A 21,343-nucleotide genomic window follows, 5' to 3' on the forward strand; every position below is an offset into this window, starting at 1 on the left:
GCGTTTCAACTTCAGGATTAACCTCGACTACGATGTCACAAAAACACTCAGTGTGACGCTGTTGTCGAGCTTGAGGAGTATCATCAGGAACGACGCGGGTGATGGAACGGAATCAGTATTAAATACTCTTTTTACTTTACCTCCGAATGCATTCCCGATAGTAAATGCAGACGGCTCTCTGGGCGGTACCTCTAATTACCAGACTAATCCGCTGGGCCAGTTACAACAGGCAGGGGTGGATAAAGTGACCACGAATTACCTGACCGCGGCAATTTCGGCAAAACAGAAACTCGATTTAGTTACCCGTGGACTATCGGCCAATATTTTCTTTTCCTATGATGCCTACGGCGACTACTCGCATGGGTTTTCCCAGAACTATGCTGTCGTAAATAATATGGTAAGTCCGTCGCAAACATACCGTACCCCGGCTGTTTTGAGCTATCAGGCCTCTTCTTTCAATACTAGTACTAAAAACAGCGAAGTGTGGCTGGGCTTGGACTACGAACGCACTTTCGGCGATCATCATGTTACAAGCTCTGTCCGAGCACAACAGTCTGTAAGCGCCGCCGTCGATCGCATTGATTACAGGGGACAAATGCTGTCAGGCCGGATGAACTATGATTTTAAGAACGGGTACTTTCTCGGTTTTACCGGCAGTTATTCCGGCTCGGAAGATTATGCGCCTGGCAGCAGGTTCGGCTTTTTCCCGGCAGTTTCAGCTGGTTGGGTAACTTCTGATGAGGACTTTTTCAAAGACGTCAATTTCATAGACTACTTAAAAGTAAGGGCATCTTATGGACGGACTGGCAATATCGGGCCAACCTATGACTCAAACGGCAACCTTGTAAGACTTCCTTACAGAACCCTGTTTACCCGGGGAGCCGGACCTATCCTGGGCTCATCCTTCTCTGGTACCACTACAGCCTATGCTGTAAACCCGGCGGGCAACCCGGAGACAACCTGGGAAAAGATAGACCGCCTGAACATCGGTGCCGATTTCGGATTTTTAAAAAATGCACTTACTTTATCCGCAGATTACTTCAGCGAAGACCGTAACGATATTCTGAGCAGCGCCAATTTACCAGGCATCCTGGGGGTGAGCGTCAGCTCCGTTAATGCAGGTGAAGTAAAAAGCCATGGCTTTGATCTTAGCACGGGTTACAGGAAGGCCATTAATAACAAGCTAAGCATTTCTGTTAACGGGAACTTCACGTATGCTTCCAATAAACTCTTAAAGCAGCCGCTGCCCAGCGGAGCCCTGTCTTACCAGTCGCCCGTAGGGAACAATATCGGCAATGTAAGTTTATCGGGCACCAAACGTTTCTACCTCTCCGACGGTATCTTCCGGGATCAGGCAGAAATCGACGCAAGTCCGAAGCAATTGCTGGCAGGTTTAGTAGTGCCCGGTGATATTAAGTACAAAGATGTTAATGGGGATAATGTTATTGACAACAGGGATGCAGTGGCCACAAACTATACCGATATTCCGAAAATTTACTACGGCTTCGGCTTTAATCTCACATACAGTTTCTTTGACATTAGTGCACAGTTTCAGGGTATTCACGGACGGACAATTGATATAAGACAAGTGGTATATGCGGGTCCCGGCGGGCTTAACCAGCTATCCTTCGAGAGTTGGACACCTGAAACTGCTTCTACAGCACGTTTTCCCCGTATTGCAGTGAGTAACAACGGAAATAACAATTCCAATTCAGACTTCTGGCTGCGTTCGGGTGACTTTCTGAAGCTGCGGACTCTTGAACTTGGCTTTTCGCTTCCTCAGACTCTTCTTAACAGGTTTCACGTGAAGAAAGCCAGGCTATTTGCAGGCGGCTTTAACCTGTTGACGATATCTCCGCTGAAAGGCTTCAATATAGACCCGGAAATCCCCACCGCGGGGATGGCATCCAACTATCCATATATGAAAACTTACACGTTAGGGCTGAACGTCAGATTTTAATCCATCAGTTTAAAACCAAAAGCAATGAAAAAGGTACTACCTCTAATATATAGCATGGTGCTGTTCTCCACCTTGCTTGCCGGCTGTAAAGATTTCTTCGAGCCGAAGTACTCCGAAGGCCCCATCTCAGAAGATGCGATCTGGGTAACCGACCGCAGGGTGAGGGAATTTCTGAACAATGGGTATAATTCCCTTTTAGGCAGATACAATGTCGACGGCAACGGGGCATTAATGGCCAGCGGTTCGGATGAAGCCGTCAACTCGAATCTTAACAGCAATATCAATTACTTCAATAACGGCACATGGGGACCGCTCAAAACGTTTGACGAGCAGTACACTAATATGTATACAGGCTTAAGGGTGGTCAATATTTTCCTCGAGAAATCGCCCACTGCGGTTATTTTCCCGGCAACAGACCGTCCCGGCCTGCGCGGCGAGGCTTTCTTCCTGAGAGCGCTGTTTCATTATGAATTGTTTAAACGCTACGGGCAAATTGTGCTGGCTACACGCTCCTTTTCAGTTGGAGAGGATCTCAATCTGCCGCGTAACTCCGTGGATGAGGTGGTAAAAAGCATCACCGCAGACTGCGATTCAGCCATTAACCAGATTGCGGCAAAAACCACTAAAGAATGGGATGCCGCTAATTACGGAAGGGCTACAAAGGCTGCCGGCCTGGCGCTTAAGGCGAAAACACTGCTGATCTACGCCAGCCCCCAGTATAATCCTAATAACGATTTAACGAGATGGCAAAACGCAGCAGCAGCAGCGAAAGCTTTGATAGACCTGAATGTGCATGGATTACTTAATGCTGCTGATTACCCGAACCTGTGGAACTATACGAATACGGCTACAGCTTACAACAAGGAAGTGATCTTTGCTACCCCAGCAGGCAGCACCAACAGCATTGAGTCCAACAACGCTCCTATCAGTTTTACCGGTGGCCTTGGCCGTACCAATCCCACGCAGGAGCTGGTGGATGCCTTTGAAATGAGCAACGGAAAGGCTATAACCGATGCCGCATCGGGCTATAATCCTCAGGACCCATATAAGAACCGTGATCCGCGTCTGAGTTTATTCATTGTGTATAATGGTTCAAACTTTAAAACAGGAAGTTTATCCCGGAATGTCGAAACCTTTGAAGGCGGTCTCGACAATGATCCGGCAAACGTCAACAGCACTAAATCCGGTTATTACCTGCGCAAGTTTATCAGCAGTAATGCTACTTACAATGTCACAAGCAACACGTCAGTACGCCGCCCATGGGTACTTTTCAGATATGCCGAAATTCTTCTCATCTATGCGGAGGCCCTGAACGAAGCCTCAGGTCCGTCTGTTGAGGTCTATAACGCAGTAAATGCTGTGCGTACCCGCGCGGGGATGCCGGGTTTGCCAAACGGCTTAGGCCAGGCAGACATGCGCGAACGAATTAAAAATGAACGCCGGGTAGAGCTGTGCTTCGAAGAACAACGCTTTTTCGATGTCCGCAGATGGAAACAAGGCGAAATCTATTTTAATTCTCCGGTACACGGCATGAAGATCGTAAAAGCAGGCAGCACGCTTACCTATACGCCTTTTACAATAGAAGACAGAGTTTTCACAGACAGAAACTATTTATATCCGCTGCAGCAGAGTGAAATTGATAAATCGGATAAACTGCAGCAAAACTCAGGATACTGACCTTTTCCGACCTGACAAAGATAATTGACAAAGATCTTACCGGGCTTAAAGCAAGTTTTAAAAAATCCGGAGAGGCTTATTCAGAAGCTTAAAACCTCTTAAACTAATAGCGGGACGAACTCCCGCTATTAGTTTAAGAGGTTTTATTAAGGGGTTATAATTCAATATGAGTCAAATCTGTCCAAATTCATGACTTTAGTCCAGGCCTTTACAAAGTCACTCAAAAATTTGCTCTTCCCGTCTGTACTGGCATAAACCTCTGCAATGGCACGCAGTTCGGCATGGGAGCCGAATACCAGGTCGGCACGTGTAGCACTCCATTTTACATCGCCGGTTTTACGGTCTGTGCCAAGGTAAACTTCACGATCCTGAGATGCCGCCTGCCAGGCAGTACCCATATCCAGGAGATTTACAAAGAAATCGTTGGTAAGCTGCCCTCGACGAACAGTAAACACACCATGTTTTGACCCGTCAAAATTGATGTTCAGAACTTTCAGTCCGCCCATCAGTACGGTTAGTTCCGGCGCTGTAAGGGTAAGCAGATGTGCTTTATCAACGAGCAGCTCCTCCGTCGACACCTTAATTCCCGGCTTACGATAGCTCCTGAACCCATCGGCTAACGGTTCCAGGTACCCTGACGATTCCACGTCGGTTTGCTCCTGCGAGGCGTCCATCCGTCCGGATTTAAAGGGAACCACAATCGCCTGACCGGCATCTGCCGCAGCCTTTTCAATACCGGCATTACCCGCCAGCACGATCAGATCGGCCAGCGAAATCTTCTTACCATCGGTTTGAGCACCGTTAAATTCAGCCTGGATGCCTCCTAGTACGTTCAGCACCTGCTGTAACTGTGGCGGGTTGTTGACATTCCAGTATCGTTGCGGTGCCAGGCGAATACGTGCACCATTGGCGCCGCCGCGCTTATCCGATCCGCGAAAAGTAGAGGCTGACGCCCATGCTGTAGCTACCAGTTCTGAAATGCTCAGGCCTGATGCAAGTATCTTCCCTTTAAGGTCAATGACATCGTTTTCATCCACCAGTGCATGATCAACCGGCGGAATATTATCCTGCCACAGAAACTCTTCCTGCGGCACTTCCGGGCCAAGATAACGGGCGCGCGGTCCCATATCCCGGTGCGTTAACTTAAACCACGCACGGGCAAATGCATCTGAAAAAGCCTGGTGATCTTCCAGAAAGCGCCTGGATATTTTTTCATATTCAGGATCGAACCTTAATGCAAGGTCGGTAGTCAGCATAGTCGGGCGGTGCTTTTTCTCGCTATCATAAGCATCTGGAATAATCTCGTCCGCATTTTTTGCCACCCACTGGTGGGCGCCGCCCGGACTTTTGGTTAATTCCCACTCAAAACCGAACAGGTTTTCAAAGAAGTTATTGCTCCATTGCGTTGGAGTGGTCGTCCATGTCACCTCGAGTCCGCTGGTGATCGTATCAGGGCCCTTCCCTGAGCGGAAACTGTTGCTCCATCCAAAGCCCTGCTGCTCTATACCAGCAGCTTCCGGTTCTTCACTAACATGATCAGCAGAGGCAGCGCCGTGTGTTTTGCCAAAACTATGTCCGCCGGCTATCAGGGCTACGGTTTCTTCGTCATTCATGGCCATACGGCCAAAGGTATCACGGATATCTTTAGCTGCCATCACCGGATCAGGATTGCCGTCAGGACCTTCCGGGTTGACATAGATCAACCCCATTTGCACCGCAGCAAGCGGCTTTTCAAGGTTGCGCGCATGAATTTTACCGTCTGCATCGTCGTCCGATACCAGTACACCCCGGTCTTCCACCACCCCTTCCGAACCACCCGCATAGCGGACATCACCTCCCAGCCAGGTTCTCTCGGACCCCCAGTACACAGATTCGTCTGCTTCCCAGGCATCTTCACGGCCACCTGCAAAACCGAGGGTCTTAAAACCCATTGATTCCAGAGCAACATTACCGGTAAGAATAATTAAATCGGCCCAGGAAATTTTACGGCCATATTTCTGTTTAATTGGCCAGAGCAAACGACGGGCTTTATCAAGGCTCACATTATCAGGCCAGCTGTTAAGCGGAGCAAAGCGCTGCAAACCGGCACCTCCTCCTCCCCTTCCATCAGTCACGCGGTAAGTGCCCGCACTGTGCCACGCCATCCGGATAAACAAACCTCCGTAATGGCCAAAATCTGCCGGCCACCATTCCTGGGAGTCAGTCATTAAAGCATGCAGATCTTGTTTTACTGCCTCCAGGTCGAGCGAATTAAATTCTTCCGCATAGTTAAAATCTTTATCCATCGGATTAGACAAAGATGAATGCTGACGCAGGATGTTCAGCTTTAGCTGGTCAGGCCACCAGTCACGGTTGCGGGTACCTCCACCCGCTACATTTTGTTTCATACTTCCGTTATGAAACGGGCACTTGCTGATGTCGTTTGAGTTGTGATCCATTTCTGTGAGTTTTAATTCAGCACCGGCATCCACCGGATTATGAACATAAAATTAGGAGAAGGAAATGGTACAACCTAATCAATTCTTCTTATAGGCAATAGTCAAAAACTATTGCCTATAAGAAGAACGGCTGAATACCGGTATCTAACCCGGTTTTCAGAATTTAACCGCTACCGAAAGCCGGTAATTCCGGCCCGGAAGCGATTTTATATAAAATTCGCCTTCAGCGCCGCGGTTTCCATTGAAATTATTTGCACTATAATTATACGTATTCCCGATATTGTCCACATTCAGGGCAGTCGAAAAACTTCCCTTGCTGTAGTAAATTGCTGCATCGGTACTTTTAAAGTCTGGCAGCTTCCTTTGGGGATCAGAAGTCTGTTTCTTGACGGTAGTGATGTAGCGGTCGGCATAATAAGAAGTGCCCAGAGCTGCTCCAACACCCTGGAGCAGCCCCGATTCAACTTTGTACCGAAGCCAGACATTGAAAGTGTGCACGGGGTTTACCTGACGGGTACCGATCAGATCGGCATTATTATCCTTTGTAACCTTTGCATTGATATAAGAATAATTCGCGACCACACTAAAATTCGCAGAAAGCCTGCCTAATATATCTGTTTCAAAGCCCGTGCTGCGCACCTGACCGGTTTGAACACTGTACCCTATATTGTCCGGGTCGTTAGTGAGCAGGTTGTTTTTGGTAATTCTGAACACGGAGATCTGAGTAAAGAGCGCCCTGCCCAACCATTCACGTTTCACACCGAATTCAATATTATCGCCTGTCAGGGGTTTAAACTCTTCTCCGGAAAAAGCTCTTCCTCCCTGCTGTAAAAAAGACTGGTCATAAAGAGCATATACTGATGTATTTTCCAGCGGACTGATGACAAGCCCGGCTCTCGGGGTAAACACCTTGTCTTTTTTCGGAGAGGCGTCGGAACCATTACTATAATAAGTATAGCGCCCTCCAATTGTCAGCTGAAGCCAGGGCAGCAGCTTTATATCGTCCTGAAGCATTACTGCCTGCCAGCTAGTCCGGGAAGGAACTCCTGCAGTAGCGGGAAGATTGGCATAACCGTAATGTAAGGAAGATTCATTGATCAGAGTGTCGATGCCCCTGGACAAACCATAGGCCGGTTGGTCCACATTAATGGGAAGGATGTTGTTGACATCCGCATGCTTTCCCTTGGTATTCAGGGAGCCGCCGTCTATACCGGCAAGAATGGTATGTTCTATTGCTCCTGTAAGGCCCTTTCCATTCAAAAATACCTGTCCCGTAATAAGGTTATCATTGAAATCAATATATCTTAAACGCCTCGGCAGCATCCCGGCGGCATCAACCAGGCTGTTTAGCGCATACAGATCCTGCCCCTTCCACTTGCTGACGATCATGCCTGTCTGGGCTGTGACCTGCCAGTTATCGTTCAGCCTGTGCCGCAGGTTGAGATAACCGTAATTATTACGCAGTTTGGTTACACCGAGTGCAGGATCGGCTACGGAGAAACTTCTCTTTAGGGGTTGCTGATTACGGGTCGGCACAATGTTGTTGGTCCCAAGCAATCCCACCATATCAAGATTAAACTCTGCAGTCAGAGAGGTCCGGTCATCCAGATCGTAACGGATCACCGGCGCTATGCTAAGCCGGTTATTCTTCCCGTAGTCGATATGTGTTCCGGCATTTTGCCCCATCACATTCAGGCGGTAATACAATTTTTTGCTCAATGGGCCTCCTATATCAACCGTGCTCCGGTAGAGATTATAGCTGCCCAGGGTGAAGCCTGCGCTGGCGTGGTAATTATTCAGTGGCTTTTTAGTGACGACATTGTACATCCCGCCCGGCTCACCTTGTGCCAGCATAAAACCAGCAGGCCCTTTTATGAACTCCACGCTTTCGACATAACTCATATCCTCCTGAGCGATTCCATATCCCATCAGGGTAGAAACAGGCATGCCGTTCCGAAGGCGGTTGTTAGACGACTGGGTGCCCCGGATACTGAAACCTGTTGATGCGCTGGCGTAAGGTATAGTATTGGTTACGCCACTGATGTTCTTCGCTATATCTGAAGTAGTTAACAACTGCTGATCCTGTATAATGCTGCTGGTAATGACCGTAATATTCTGGGGGGTCAGCATAACCGGTGTGGCCAGGCGAAGGCTTGAAGAGGGCTGATCTTCCACGTACCCTTTTCCGGTCTTACTTGTAATGATCACTTCCTGCAATTGCTGGCGGCTCTCCCTGAGTACAAAACTTACCGAAGTGGTGGCATCGGTTCTTACTACAACTTCCTTCCGCTGAGTTTCAAGACCAATAAAGCTTGCAGTAAGGTTATGCGTTCCGGATGGTACATTCTTGATGACAAACTCCCCTGCCGGATTGACCTGAACGCTCTTGATTCCCCTTATACTGACGGTAACATATCCGGCTGGTTTACCGTCACTGGTACTTACGGTTCCAGCTACTGTTCCGGTCCCGGGAGTTCTGATTGTTATCTGACTTCCTTCTGCCATGATACCGTTTGCGGCATCACCAAGAAGTTCCTTCAGGATCCGGGCAAGAGACTCGGACGAATAGCTTGCACTGATCCGGCGCTCGGACTTTAACAGTGAATTACTGTAAACGAAAGTACATCCTGCCTTCTGGCCAATCAGTGTTAAGGCGTTCCCGATAGTGACATCATTCAATTCTACAGAGATCTTTCTGTTGAGAATGCCGTTGTCGTTTTGCGCATGTGCAATAGAATAAGAGGAAAGAAGAAACCAAACAAGACAAAGGGGATATAACAAGCATGAGCTGATAAAACGGGAGCAACGTGTGTGATTGCAGAAATGCAGAAGTTTAAAACCGTGCAATAACGGAGAATTCATATTTTTGTTAAAATGATTAAAGAACTGATGATTTTTTAACATTTACCCGATGTGAAGTTTGGCGACCAGGCATCGGGTTTTTTATTACTGTAATACTTATCGTTTTAAGGGTCCTCCTGATAGTGTAACATAAATCAATAGATTAGAAAAACATGATTACTTAATTTATACTGAAGACCTGTACTGTAGCAGAGAGTTTTAATCACCTTCTCTGCAGGTTGATTTATAAAGGTGCCTGAACAGCGGATGCCTGCAATTAAAGGTGAATGGATGTGCACCTCTATGCCATACCATCTCTCCAGACGGGAGGCAATGTGCGAAAGTTCCTCATTGTCGATGATCAGCTTGTTTTCCATCCAGGCCATCTCCTGAGAAGGCAGCATGTTGTGTCTGACAGGACTTTGCCCTTCTCTTAAATCCGCTGATTCTCCCCCGCTGAGGACTACAGCACCTGAAAAACTGCCTTTTGCCGAGAATGAAACCCTTCCTTCAGCCACTGATATGCTCGTTGCATCGCCAGGATAACACTTAAGATTGAACTGCGTTCCAAGTACACGGGTCACGCTTTTTGCGGTATGAATAACAAATGGCTTAGTGGCATCGGGTGCAATTTTAAAAAAAGCCTCGCCGGTTAATTCTGTTTCACGTGAAGATGTTCCAAATCCTTCCGGGTATTTCAGCGTACTCTCAGAGTTCAGAAAAACTTCTGTTCCGTCCGGTAAGGTTAACTGTTTACGCTCGCCTTTTTTTGTGACAAGAGAACGGGGTGCAGCCACGGATGTCCCCTGCTTACTCATGGTCCAGATCGTTACAGTGAGGGCGATACAAAGGACGGCGGCGATCTTCCATATTGCCGGAGATATCCCCGGTCTCGTCCTTTTATGCTGTCCGGATTCATCGCTTAAGCGCTGCCAGACCTCAGAAAGCGCTTCCTCTTCTTCGGATACAGGCAGATTCAAGTCAGCTGTTCCATCCAGAATCCATTGTTCTACCTCCCGCTTTTCTTCAGAAGAACAGTTTCCGGCAATATATCGCTCTAATTTTTCGGGAGTCACAGCCATTAAATAGTAAGCCTTTTTGTGTATAGTTCCCGAAGCTGGCTGTAACCCCAGGAACTTTTTTTATTTTATGTTGTATTCCGATAAGTTTTTCCGGAGGAAGGACAAGGCATTGCTCATATGATACTCCACCGCTTTTTCCGAGATCATTAAAGTTGAGGCGATCTCTTTATTACTCATTCCCTTCTCCCTGCTCAGCTTGAAGACCCGTTTACATTGGCAGGATAGCTGATCGATCAGCTGCTTTACATTGCGGTTAAGAAGGCTATGCATTACATCCTGCTCAGTAACATTCCGGGAGTCACAGAAATCCTTCATCACATATTCCAGATGCTGTTCCTGACTGATCCTGTTTCTTATATTCTGAAGTATCTTGAGTTTAGCAGCTTTTATCAGGTACGCCTCAAGTGAGGTCCTTATTTCCAGCGTTTCCCTTCTTTCCCAGATCGACCGGAAGATGTCATGCACAACTTCTTTAGCATCCTCTGAATCTTTAAGATAAAAGTAACACATCCTGTATATCTTTCCCGACAATGCTGTATAAGCCTCCTCAAAAGAAACTTCGTTGATCTGAAGTACCGTGGTCTTCACATCCCGAACGAAATTTCCCTTTTCTGACATGAGGGCAAAGATATTCATATTTAGATTTATTCCAAATAAACCTTTAAAAAGCAGATAACGGATTCATTTATAAACATCTTCACCCGAATACCACAGGAATTTTCAGATTCACAACAGTACCTCCGCCCTTTGCATCCCCTGCTACCTGTATGCCCGCTTTTCGTCCCAGTAACTGCATCCGCTCACGGCTGATGATTCCCGACAATGAGCGGTGAGAAGACCTGCTATCCTCCGTTTCCGTTTTACCGCTGTCTGCTATAGAGACATTCAGAATATCCCCTTCTATTTGTAACCGGATCTCAATATTGCCTTCACCCGTATGGAGATCAATCCCGTGGAGAATAGCATTCTCTACGTAGGGCTGTATCAGCATCGGCGGTAACATGACGGCACTCAGGTCCTGTTCTTCTGGTTGCACAATCTGGTACGTAAAAGCATCCTCACAGCGCATCTGCTGCAGGCTCAGGTAATTGTCGAGCGTCTCAATCTCTTCAGTGAGCGGAACGAGGTCTTCACGACTAAGCTCCAGGCTGCTCCGCAACAGGCGGCTGAAACGGTTCAGATATTTGATCGCAGCGTCCTTCTTGTCGAGCCGGACAAAACTCTGTACCGCGGCGAGCGTATTGAAGATGAAATGGGGCTCCATCTGGGTCCGCAATAACTTCTGCTGTAACAGCAATTTTTCCTTTTCCTGCCCTAGGCGCCGCTGACGAAAACTATGAAACAGGAACAGCAATGTCATGCCCAGCAATACAACACCTAGTATTGACACAACAAGCCATAAACGGTTCTGCTGCAACTGCAGCTTATTGATCTGAATATTTTCGTTCAATGCACGGATAGACCTGTCTTTTGCCTGCAGCTGATACAGGGCGTTCATCTCGGCAATTGCCTGCGCATTTTGGGTTTGGTAAATATCTTCCTGAAGATCAGCAACGCGTTTCAGTGCATTGATCGCTTCGCCATTCTTTCCCTGTAACTGATAGAGTGCAGCAAGGGTTTTGTAAAAAATCACCTCGTTATCAGCAAATATCGCTCCCGGGTGCTTCTTCTGAAGCCTGTTTGCTTCGGCGACATGCTTCGCTGCTGGTGCAGCCAGCCGAAGGCCGGTGTAAATCAGCGCAACGTTACAATAGTCAACAAACAGGTTGTTAATGAAAATGGAAGTTTCTTTGCTATTATAAAGCTGTTCATCCGCCTGCAGCTTTAACAACTGGTAATGCAGCAAAGAATCCTTCTTTCCTGCTGATTCAAAATACAATATCTTGGTTTCATACAGGTAGCTTGCGTTGTAAGCTTCGGGGTTCCTGGCATGGAGCGCTTCCAGCTTCCGTAGATAAGGCAGATAACTGTTAGCAGGTTTATGCCTTTTATTCAGCGTTTGAATCAGCTGCACCAACACACGCTGCTTCACAATATGTCCTTCCGGAACAGAATCAGACAGCGGCAACGTGGCACGGTTCATTTTTTCAGCAAGATCATATTGAAAGGCGTCCAGGTTGCTCTGTGCTGCCGACAGTAGAATGGCTGATCTTGCCTCGGCAGACAATCCGACAGTAGAATCAGACATTACAATAGCCGCCGCTTTGTTATAATAATAAGCAGCTTCTTTCTCCTTCGCTTCCAGATTACGGATGTTACCTATTCCATTGTACACAAGAGCCTTCATCTTAAGGTTACCGGCTGTCGGCTCTATCAGTTCAAGTGCCTGCCCCACAAAAATACCGGCAGAATCCAGTCCCTGCATCCCGTATATGCGCGCCAGATGATATTTGACCTTCGTAGCAAGTACGGTGTCCCTTTTCACGTAGGGGTTTTTATCAAACCGCTTTCCGGCCCTCAGCAGCGAATCAAAATTCGAAGGCCCTGCCTTCATGCTCACCAGAGCTTCTATCTGTCTGGCAAGAGTATCCGGTCCTCCGCCAGAGACATGGCGTTCCTGTTTACATGCAAAAAACGCCGAAAAGGCACACAGGAAGAGAATAATTCGGAATGCTTGTTTCATTTCTCTGATAAAAGTTGGGCTAATATGCTGCTTTTCCGGCGGATGGAAATAGGGATCTCTTCACTATTTGTAAGTACGATGTATTCAGAACGGTTCACGCCTGTTACATACTGCCTGTTCACCAGGTAAGACTGGTGAGTACGCAGGAAATAAGGTGCAGGCAATAAGTCTTCATAATATTTCAGGGGTTTGGAGATGAGTTCCTTTGTACCGTTATTGAGGAAGAAAAAAGTGTAAGGGCCATCTCCTTTACAATATATAATATCCTTTACGGGGACAATCCGCATATTATTAAGGGAGTTCAGTACAATATTTTCGGGCAGCTCGCCGGCTTCGATTGATTCCTGCGTCAGCGATAATTGCTGCATCCATTGCGGATTGTTCTCACGCCTGCGACGGAAACGCTCAAGCGCTTCCGTCAGTTCGGTCTGGTCAATAGGCTTCAGCAGATAGTCCAGTGCCCCATATTTAATTGCCTGTATTGCAAAATGATTGTACGCCGTTATAAAGATGATATTCTGCGGGATGGGGTCGAGCTTTTTTAACAGGTCGAACGCTGTTCCGTCCCGAAGTTGTATATCCAGCAGGATCACTTCAGGGCGTTTCTCTTCTATCAACTTTTGAGCTGCACGTACACTGTCCGCCCACCCGGAAAGAATAGTGTCCGCCTCCTGTTCTATGAGATAGCTGATTTCTTTCCGTACCGCTGGTTCGTCTTCTATAATGGCAATGGTGATCATTTATCAGATGCTTTTAACTGCGCAAAAAAAATATAATTCCTGGTTTCTTCCCCCTGTTCATTACGATTCGCTTAGCCTTTTTACAAAGCGACAGGGAGCGGTGTAGCCTCCAATAGTCGCTCCTGTCTGCTTTTTCAGTCATAATTTACCCTGTTGCTTGTTTAAACACACTTCTTTCTGACCAGTGCCCCACGAATTGTAAATGACGGATCGGCGAATCATAAATGCTTTACCTGCTTACCTGCCACGGGTATTTAGTTTGTATTTCAATTAACGCATGCGGCAAGCGTATGTAATGGTTTAACAAAAATTTAAAAGTAAATGAAAAAGTTATTCATGAGTGTGGTAGCAGTTGCAATTATGTCATCTGCCGCCCTTGCAAACCCCGGAGCAAAAGTAATCGAAAACAAAGCTTCTGAAACGACAACAGTAAAAAATGTTGCAGCCGGCCAGTACAATCTTAGAGTGACCGAAGAGGTTGAAAAAGACGCACAAAGTAAAAAGGTGACACGCTGCAAGTTGACGATGAACCTCGTAAACTCCTCAGGCCAGGTTGTTGATACGCACGTTTTGTACTGGAACTGTTACGGAGAAAACGATATGTTCTACGAAACCTGCAGTGATTTCTTTAGAGCGACTATCAAAAGATACCAGGACTATTACGGAAACCCTCATTAATTCAAAAAATGAAGATTATCAAAGTGAACCATCCGGTTCACTTTGACACCTGTGAATATGATGAACAAGCAACTACTATTTTGTTTATTACTCTGCTCTGCCTGGAATGCCCGGGCACAGAAATTACATGCAGTGTATGACTACATTCCTTCGTCTGCTGCAACATTCAGGGAACATGTCTATTTCGAAAATGGAACCAGGATTGCCGTCCGTGATTCTGTTCCTGTAAAAGCCGATGCGGGAAAAGAGAGCCAGGCAAATGACGAAATATCTTCAAACTTTACAATGGTAATGGATAATGGCAAAAACTACCGGAATATTGTCATACAAAAAAATGATAAAAAAAGCCTGGTTGAAACGCGCTCTCTGAAGGGGAATAATTATCTGGTGACTGACCAATTTCCCGGCCTGGTGTGGAACACGAATTACAGTGAAAAGGACAGCATCGGCAAGTTCGTCTGCCGTAAGGCGACAGCTGAATATCGCGGAACCACCTTAATTGCTTATTATACCGATGAAATTCCGGTACCTGCCGGACCTTACAAATTCGGAGGCCTGCCCGGCCTGATCGTGATGTTGTATAACGAAAGTGCGAACCCGAACTATTGGCTGCTGCAGGAGTTAACTTATCCCTATAATGGTAACATTCCCGTAAACGAAAAATACATATACTCCCTGCCAAAATTATCATTAGAAGAATATGTCAGGAAAGATGAAGCTCAGACAGAGCAGCAGATGCGCATCATGCAAAGTAAAATGCCGGTAATCGATGGAGTAACCGTCGAAAGGCATAAAGTGCGGGGTGCGGTAGAACAGGTATATGAATGGGAAGCAGGAAAGGGAAAATGAACAATGCTCCGGCGCCGTTCTGGCTGTTACTTTTCAGCCTGTGGCTGATTATTTTTCCCGCACATGCTCAGGTATTAATCAGTGGCGAAGTTACTTCCGGCGGCAAGCCTGCCGGAGGGGTGCGGGTAGATCTGCGCAAACCCGGTGCCTCCGGTTTCCTCGGGTACACATTTACAAGCCAGGAAGGGAAATACCAGCTGCGTACAGACCAAAGCGGGAACCTGACCCTGCATTTTCGCGCACTGGGTTATGATCCGCTTGTTAAAGAAATCGTAATAGCACAGAAAGACACCGTGGTAAACGCACAACTTATACCAGGCGGCGTGGAGCAGCTTCAGGAGGTGGTGATCAACGCGAGGCGCCCTTACAGGCTTCGGAAAGATACTATTGAACTGGATGTTAAATCATTTCTGCGGGGCGACGAGCGCACCGTGGAAGATCTTCTCAAAAAGATCCCCGGATTAAACGTGGGCACCGATGGCAGCATCAAAATCGGAGAGAAAGAGGTAGAGAAAGTAATGGTTGAAGGAGATGACTTTTTCGAAAAAGGTTACCGGCTGCTCACACAGAACATGTCTGTACGGCCTTTGGATAAAGTCCAGGTCCTGCAGCGGTATTCAAACAATAAGCATCTGAAGGGAATCGAAAATTCGGATAAGGTGGCTTTAAACCTGCAACTTAAAGAAGACAGTAAAAGCCAGTGGCTGGGGTCGCTCTCCGCCTCCGGATCAGTAACCGAACCGCTGTTTTACCACGGCAGCATCAACCTGATGAATTTCGGAAAAAGGAGTAAATATTACCTGCTGGGCACTGCCAATAATAATGGCGTGGACGCGGTGAGCAGTATCAACAACTTGCTCTATTCCGGGCAAGCCGATGAACCCGGGCAGATCGGCATAGGGGTAATGACGCCGACACTGATCGACTATACTCCCCAGTTGCCTGGGTTTGATTATAAAAGAACTAATTTCAACCGCGACCGGCTGTTATCCATCAATACCATCCATAATCCGTCTAAAAACTTAAAAATAAAATGGCTGGGATTCGTCAACCCGACAAAAAAATCGTTCTACCGGAACACGGTCCAGGAATATAACATCCAGGATATACAGTTTACCAATACCGAACTTTATGAATTCCATAAGAAAATAGATAATTACTTTTCCAGGCTTGAGTTGCAGTATGATATCAATGCCAGATCCACCTTCACCTACACCGGGAACCTGGGTTCGCTTGGCAGGCATGATACAGGAGACCTGTTCTTCAACGGATCAGGTACTGCCGAACTAACCAAAACACAGGGCTATCTCACCAATCACAGTCTGACGCACACCCTTAAACTCTCTCCAAGAGAAGCCATAGTGAGCTCTGCACGCTGGATCATGCAGAAATCGCCGCTTGATTATAGTATAGATGACTATTATTACGAAGACCTGTTCCAGACCGGGGGAATTTCCAATGTAAACCAGCATGCTGAAAATAATCTGCAGTACATAGGCGTTACATCACACTATGTGAGGAAGCAGAAAGGCGGCGATTTTATGGAGCTGGCATTCACAAATGAATACAAGGACCAGGAACTGATGACTGATTTTGTGCTGCTGGCAGATGATGGCACCGGGATCCGGCCCGAAGGATTTTCAAACCAGCTCAGCCTCATCACCAATTACACCAGGATGATGGCCAAATACACAGTGAAGCGCAGTAAATGGGAATGGACACCGCTCCTGAATGCGGGATTTGTTCACAGTGGCTTACGCACTTCCGGCCCTACGCAACGAAGGGATAACTGGCTGATTTCTCCGGGCCTGTCTACAAAATGGATAGTATACCCCAAGGGGAAGTTAGAGGCGCAGCTTTCCTTCAACCAAATGAATACACAACTGATGGAAGTGGTTCCCAACTATTTTAATACCGGTCTCCGCAACTTTGTAAAGGGTTTGGACAATATGGCCACATTGAGCTCCTCGGAAGGCACCCTGACCTACTCTCATGGTAATATGCTGGATAAGTTTTTTGCCAGTTTATCACTTGGCTACCGAACTATGTTTGATTATATCAGTAACCAGAGTATTGTAAGCCCAAACTACAATCTGACAGAACTGGTGCTGCTGAAAGATAAAAAAACTCAGTTCTATAATGCACAGTTCAACTATTATGTAACGCCGTTGAGCGGAAATTTCAAGCTGGATGCAGGGGCCGAGTTCTCTGATTATGAAACGGCCATCGCAGGTGTGGGAAACCGGGAAATACACTCGGTGTCGCATAATTATGGACTTTCGTTCAAAAGTGTATGGAGATCCAAACTAAATATCTATACAGGGTCCAACCTGCAGTTTACATCTTTTCGCAGTGAAAGCACTTCGCGATTAAAGAACACCTATAGTTACTTTAATATTTTCTTCAAGGCCAGTTCAGATATACAGGCGAGCCTGAAAAATGAAGCCTACCGGTTTGGCGACTTCCTTTCCCAAGCACCCAAAACGTATTATTTTTCTGATTTTTCATTTTCATATGATGTGAAAAAGATCAAAACAAGATTCGACATCTCGGCCAAAAACCTATTCAACAACCGCTATTTCAGGAATGCAGTGATCACAGATACCTATCGTGCTGTCACAGAGTACCGGCTGTTACCAAGGTATATTTCAATTGGACTTGACCATAGCTTTTAGGCAGAAACGCGGAATAAACCTTATCCTGATTATCCATCAGATATACCTACACGTAAATCACGCATATTGTTTGGATTTAATCTAAATAAATATTTATTTTGCCGCCATTATTACTGATAAAAACAAGAAACCCGGTGCTTCGTCGCCAAACATCACACCGGGCCAATGTTAACAGATCCTTCAACCCATTAAACATTAAGACAATATTATGAAATCTATTTCATGCAGGTTCACATTTATCTGCAAAACATTTAACCTGAAATTTCTTTTTAGATCCGTAACCTGTTTATTTCTTTTGTTCGACAGTATTTTCGTTTCCGGCCAGACCTCCGGTATCATCACCGGAACCGTAAAAACGTCCGACGGGAAACCAGCCCAGTTCGTAACCATCACCCTTAGCGGTACCACCAAAGGCACAATTGTTAAACCAAACGGAGAGTACATCATTAAAAATATCGTTCCCGGTCAGTATGAGCTGGTCGCCAGTTACACCGGTCTCGCTACCCAAAAACGGCAGGTTACCGTAACAGCAGGTATAACAACAACCTCCGACTTTATACTTGTGGAGAGTGACCAGCAATTGCAGGAGGTAGTGGTTACCGTTGACAATCATAAGGTAACCAATAAGAACACCGACCAGGTAGCGCGGATGCCGCTTAACAACCTGCAAAACCCACAGGCTTACAATGTGGTAAATAGTGAAATAATCAAGCAGCAAAACATTGTTTCCATTACCAACGCATTCAGTAACGCACCGGGAGTAACACCGATCCTTTACCCAAGCGGCGGCATTGCAGCATTTTCAAGGGGTTTTGCTACCGACGTGAATGCACGCAATGGCCTGCAATCAACTGCTGGCCGGGCCAGCGCTGATGTAGCCAATGTGGAACGCATCGAGTTTTTAAAGGGGCCTTCAGGTACTTTATTTGGTGCGGGGATATCATCATTCGGAGGTGTGGTTAACCTTGTCACCAAACAGCCATTCGACTATTTTCAGGGAAGCGTCGACCTGAGCATGGGCAGCTTTGGTTTGGGCCGCGTCACCGCCGACATCAATACCCCCCTTAATAATGACAGAAGCCTTCTCTTGCGGGTAAATACTGCATTGCAGAGGCAAGATAGCTACAACGAGCGTGGTTTCTACAACAGCGCCTTGTTTACGCCAAGCATACTTTACAGGGTAAATGACCGCTTTACGCTATTACTTGACGCTGAGCTTTATTCAGTCAATTCGGTTCGCCCCACCTACGTACGCATATTGCCGTCAACAGGGATCCGCTCGTACGCAGATATTCCGCTCGATTATAAAAAATCACTGTTCGACAACGATCTGGATGCCAAGACTAATGCTACAAAGTTTTTTGCAGAAGGCAAATACCAGCTGAATGACAACTGGACATCCACTTCTAATGTGTCATATGTGAACGAGTTTGTCGATCATAGTTACCAGGACTATCCGGTTTGGGTCACCCCCGATAGTGTCACGCTGGATGTATCCAAATATGGTCCGGTAAGCAATACTTACATAAACATACAGCAAAACTTTAACGGTAAATTTAATACGGGGGTTATTAAACATAACTTTTTGTTGGGTGCTAATATTACGCAATACAATGGTCGCGGTATGAGCGGCAGCACCGGTGTGATCCGGAAATACAGTATCCATGATAAAAACCCTAAAATTGACCGGGCACTGGTTGACAGCGCATTGGTACCGGGCACGATCATGAACTGGGGAAATACCAATAACACTACTTATGGTGCATACGCCTCTGATGTATTGAACCTGCGCGACCGCTTATTCCTGATGCTGAGTTTACGTTATGAATACATCGATGATAAGTCGACCGGCATATGGGCTTCTCCTTATACCCAAAGCTCATGGTCGCCAAAACTGGGATTGGTCTATCAACCTGTAAAAGATCATATATCATTGTTTGCCAATTACATGAACGGGTATCAGAACAACCCTCCGGCTACACAGCCAGACGGTTCGCGCTTTACCATAAAACCGGTTTATGCGGTTCAGTACGAGGGTGGTGCTAAGTTCGAACTGCTCGGTAAGAAAGTAAACAGTACTATCAGCTACTATTATATTGATATCGATAATGCCGTCCGGTATAATGATCTCGGCTTCGCATTTCAGGATGGGAAACAGGTAAGCAAGGGTATCGAGTGGGATTTCACCGCCAATCCGGTTGAAGGCTTAACCCTGTTGCTGGGCTACGGATACAATGATAACCGGATTAAGGGCTCACAGAATCTGGATAATAATATTTCTAACAACTCTCCCCAGCATATCGCCAACTACTGGCTGAATTATCACTTTAAACAAGGGGCACTTAAAAACTTTGGTTTAGGTGCCGGCGGCAATTACGTAGGCAAATCATATTTTGACGACTCCAATATTTTCCTGCTGCCCTCTTATCACATTCTCAATGCTTCCGCTTTCTATGAAGACACCAAATTCAGAATTGCATTTAAAATGAACAACATAGGAGATCAGAAAAGCTGGGGTTTCTGGGGAGCACCCAACCCAACCCGCAACTTTTTAGCGACTCTAACCATGAAATTTTAATTATTTACCCGATGACGCTTAAACGTGCTATCGGCAAACTACACCTCTGGCTCGGGCTCGCGTCCGGGCTGGTGGTGTTTATACTAGGCATCACAGGCTGCATACTGGTATTTGAATATGATTTGCGCGACCTGATCTACAAAGACAGGTATTTCATTGAACAGGAAAATAAGCCCCGCCTGCCTGTGCAGCAAATGATCAGCATTGGTGAACAAGCTATGGGGCATGGCCTGAAAGCCACTGCGGTAAGGATTTACGAAGCCGGCAACCGCACCGCCGCCATATATGTTTATAAGGAGAATCCTCGTGGCTGGAACTATTTCGATGCCATTGATGCCGAATACACTGTTTTCGTTAACCCCTACAACGGCAGGGTTCAGCATGTGGAAAATACCAAATTTGAGTTTTTCAGGCTGATGGTGATGTTACATTATGACCTGCTGATGGAAAGCATCGGTAAGCAGGTCATCGGCTGGAGTACTGTGATATTTATTGTGCTTTTAATAAGCGGACTGATATTATGGTGGCCAAAAAACAAGGCAGCAGCCAAACAACGATTTGCTTTCCGCTGGAAAGATACCACCAAATGGAAACGCAAAAACTATGACCTGCACAACATTCTGGGATTTTACGCTCTGATAGCAGCACTCATTATCGGACTTACAGGATTGGTATGGGCATTCAAATGGTTTGATCATAGCTTACAATGGCTTGCTAACGGCGGATCAGCCACCCCCGAAGAGAAAACCTATCATTCAGACTCACTGGCAGTAAAGAAACCCGGTGTTTTGGATATGGTAGTAGCCGATATGCGAAAGCGTTCGCCAAATGAACTTTATGCCGTCAGCATACCCCAAACAGCAAAAGAAGCTATTTATGCTTACAGTCAAACAGAAAGTGTGGGCTACAAATGGACGAGCTTGTATTACGACCGCAATACAGGTGCTAACCTTTATACGCAGTATTACAGTGAAAGAGTTGCAGGTGACAAACTACGTTCGATGAACTACTATATTCATACAGGTGCTATTTTGAATATGCCAGGTAAAATACTTGCATTTATAGTCAGCTTCATCTGTGCAGGTCTCCCTGTTACAGGTTTTTATATATGGATTGGCCGCAAAAACAAAAAGAAAGCCAAGCGGCCTGTACACCTGCACAGGCGGATAAATACCTCATAAACAACAGTTATATAAACTCAT

13 protein-coding genes are annotated in these 21,343 nt (G+C 46.4%); 7 read left to right on the plus strand and 6 right to left on the minus strand.

What is annotated here, in order from left to right; translation table 11 throughout:
- Positions 1 to 1,960: SusC/RagA family TonB-linked outer membrane protein (locus DDR33_RS18190; protein ID WP_158280803.1), on the plus strand; the 1,960-nt coding region annotated here is incomplete at its 5' end.
- Positions 1,961 to 1,984: 24 nt separating this feature from the next.
- Positions 1,985 to 3,637: a RagB/SusD family nutrient uptake outer membrane protein gene (locus DDR33_RS18195; protein ID WP_109417237.1), complete on the plus strand. Its 1,653-nt coding sequence runs from the start codon at positions 1,985 to 1,987 to the stop codon at positions 3,635 to 3,637.
- A 161-nt stretch (positions 3,638 to 3,798) separates the two neighbouring features.
- On the opposite strand, the gene katG is transcribed toward DDR33_RS18195, so the two are convergent.
- The 6 genes from katG to DDR33_RS18225 all read right to left on the minus strand — a co-directional run bounded on the left by katG (position 3,799) and on the right by DDR33_RS18225 (position 13,361).
- Complete coding sequence (gene katG / locus DDR33_RS18200) at positions 3,799 to 6,075, minus strand: catalase/peroxidase HPI (RefSeq protein ID WP_109417294.1); 2,277 nt, start codon at positions 6,073 to 6,075, stop codon at positions 3,799 to 3,801.
- A gap of 156 nt (positions 6,076 to 6,231) precedes the next feature.
- Positions 6,232 to 8,856: a TonB-dependent receptor gene (locus tag DDR33_RS18205; protein WP_158280804.1), complete on the minus strand. Its 2,625-nt coding sequence runs from the start codon at positions 8,854 to 8,856 to the stop codon at positions 6,232 to 6,234.
- 215 nt (positions 8,857 to 9,071) lie between these two features.
- Positions 9,072 to 9,998: a FecR family protein gene (locus tag DDR33_RS18210; protein ID WP_109417239.1), complete on the minus strand. Its 927-nt coding sequence runs from the start codon at positions 9,996 to 9,998 to the stop codon at positions 9,072 to 9,074.
- A 60-nt stretch (positions 9,999 to 10,058) separates the two neighbouring features.
- Positions 10,059 to 10,634: an RNA polymerase sigma-70 factor gene (locus DDR33_RS18215; protein WP_109417240.1), complete on the minus strand. Its 576-nt coding sequence runs from the start codon at positions 10,632 to 10,634 to the stop codon at positions 10,059 to 10,061.
- 61 nt (positions 10,635 to 10,695) lie between these two features.
- Positions 10,696 to 12,621, minus strand: coding sequence for a sensor histidine kinase (locus DDR33_RS18220; RefSeq protein WP_109417241.1), 1,926 nt, complete (start codon positions 12,619 to 12,621; stop codon positions 10,696 to 10,698).
- A complete protein-coding gene (locus DDR33_RS18225; protein WP_109417242.1) occupies positions 12,618 to 13,361 on the minus strand; it encodes a LytR/AlgR family response regulator transcription factor in 744 nt (247 codons plus the stop codon). The genes DDR33_RS18220 and DDR33_RS18225 overlap by 4 nt, the downstream gene beginning before the upstream one ends.
- 321 nt (positions 13,362 to 13,682) lie before the next feature.
- Between DDR33_RS18225 and DDR33_RS18230 the strand changes: the two genes are divergently transcribed.
- The 5 genes from DDR33_RS18230 (at position 13,683) to DDR33_RS18250 (ending at position 21,322) form a co-directional block, all read left to right on the plus strand.
- The gene (locus DDR33_RS18230; RefSeq protein ID WP_109417243.1) at positions 13,683 to 14,039 is read left to right on the plus strand and encodes a hypothetical protein; all 357 of its coding nucleotides are present in this window, start codon (positions 13,683 to 13,685) and stop codon (positions 14,037 to 14,039) included.
- A 57-nt stretch (positions 14,040 to 14,096) separates the two neighbouring features.
- Positions 14,097 to 14,888 carry a GLPGLI family protein gene (locus DDR33_RS18235; protein WP_109417244.1) on the plus strand — a complete coding sequence of 264 codons (792 nt, stop codon included), beginning with the start codon at positions 14,097 to 14,099 and terminating at the stop codon, positions 14,886 to 14,888.
- Complete coding sequence (locus DDR33_RS18240) at positions 14,864 to 17,563, plus strand: peptidase associated domain and porin domain-containing protein (RefSeq protein ID WP_109417245.1); 2,700 nt, start codon at positions 14,864 to 14,866, stop codon at positions 17,561 to 17,563. Before DDR33_RS18235 ends, DDR33_RS18240 begins: the two co-directional genes overlap by 25 nt.
- A 208-nt stretch (positions 17,564 to 17,771) precedes the next feature.
- Complete coding sequence (locus DDR33_RS18245; protein WP_109417246.1) at positions 17,772 to 20,141, plus strand: TonB-dependent receptor; 2,370 nt, start codon at positions 17,772 to 17,774, stop codon at positions 20,139 to 20,141.
- 11 nt (positions 20,142 to 20,152) lie between these two features.
- Positions 20,153 to 21,322 carry a PepSY-associated TM helix domain-containing protein gene (locus tag DDR33_RS18250; protein ID WP_109417247.1) on the plus strand — a complete coding sequence of 390 codons (1,170 nt, stop codon included), beginning with the start codon at positions 20,153 to 20,155 and terminating at the stop codon, positions 21,320 to 21,322.
- Positions 21,323 to 21,343 lie beyond the last annotated feature (21 nt).

This window comes from Pararcticibacter amylolyticus (assembly GCF_003130405.1).
Taxonomy (GTDB): domain Bacteria; phylum Bacteroidota; class Bacteroidia; order Sphingobacteriales; family Sphingobacteriaceae; genus Arcticibacter; species Arcticibacter amylolyticus.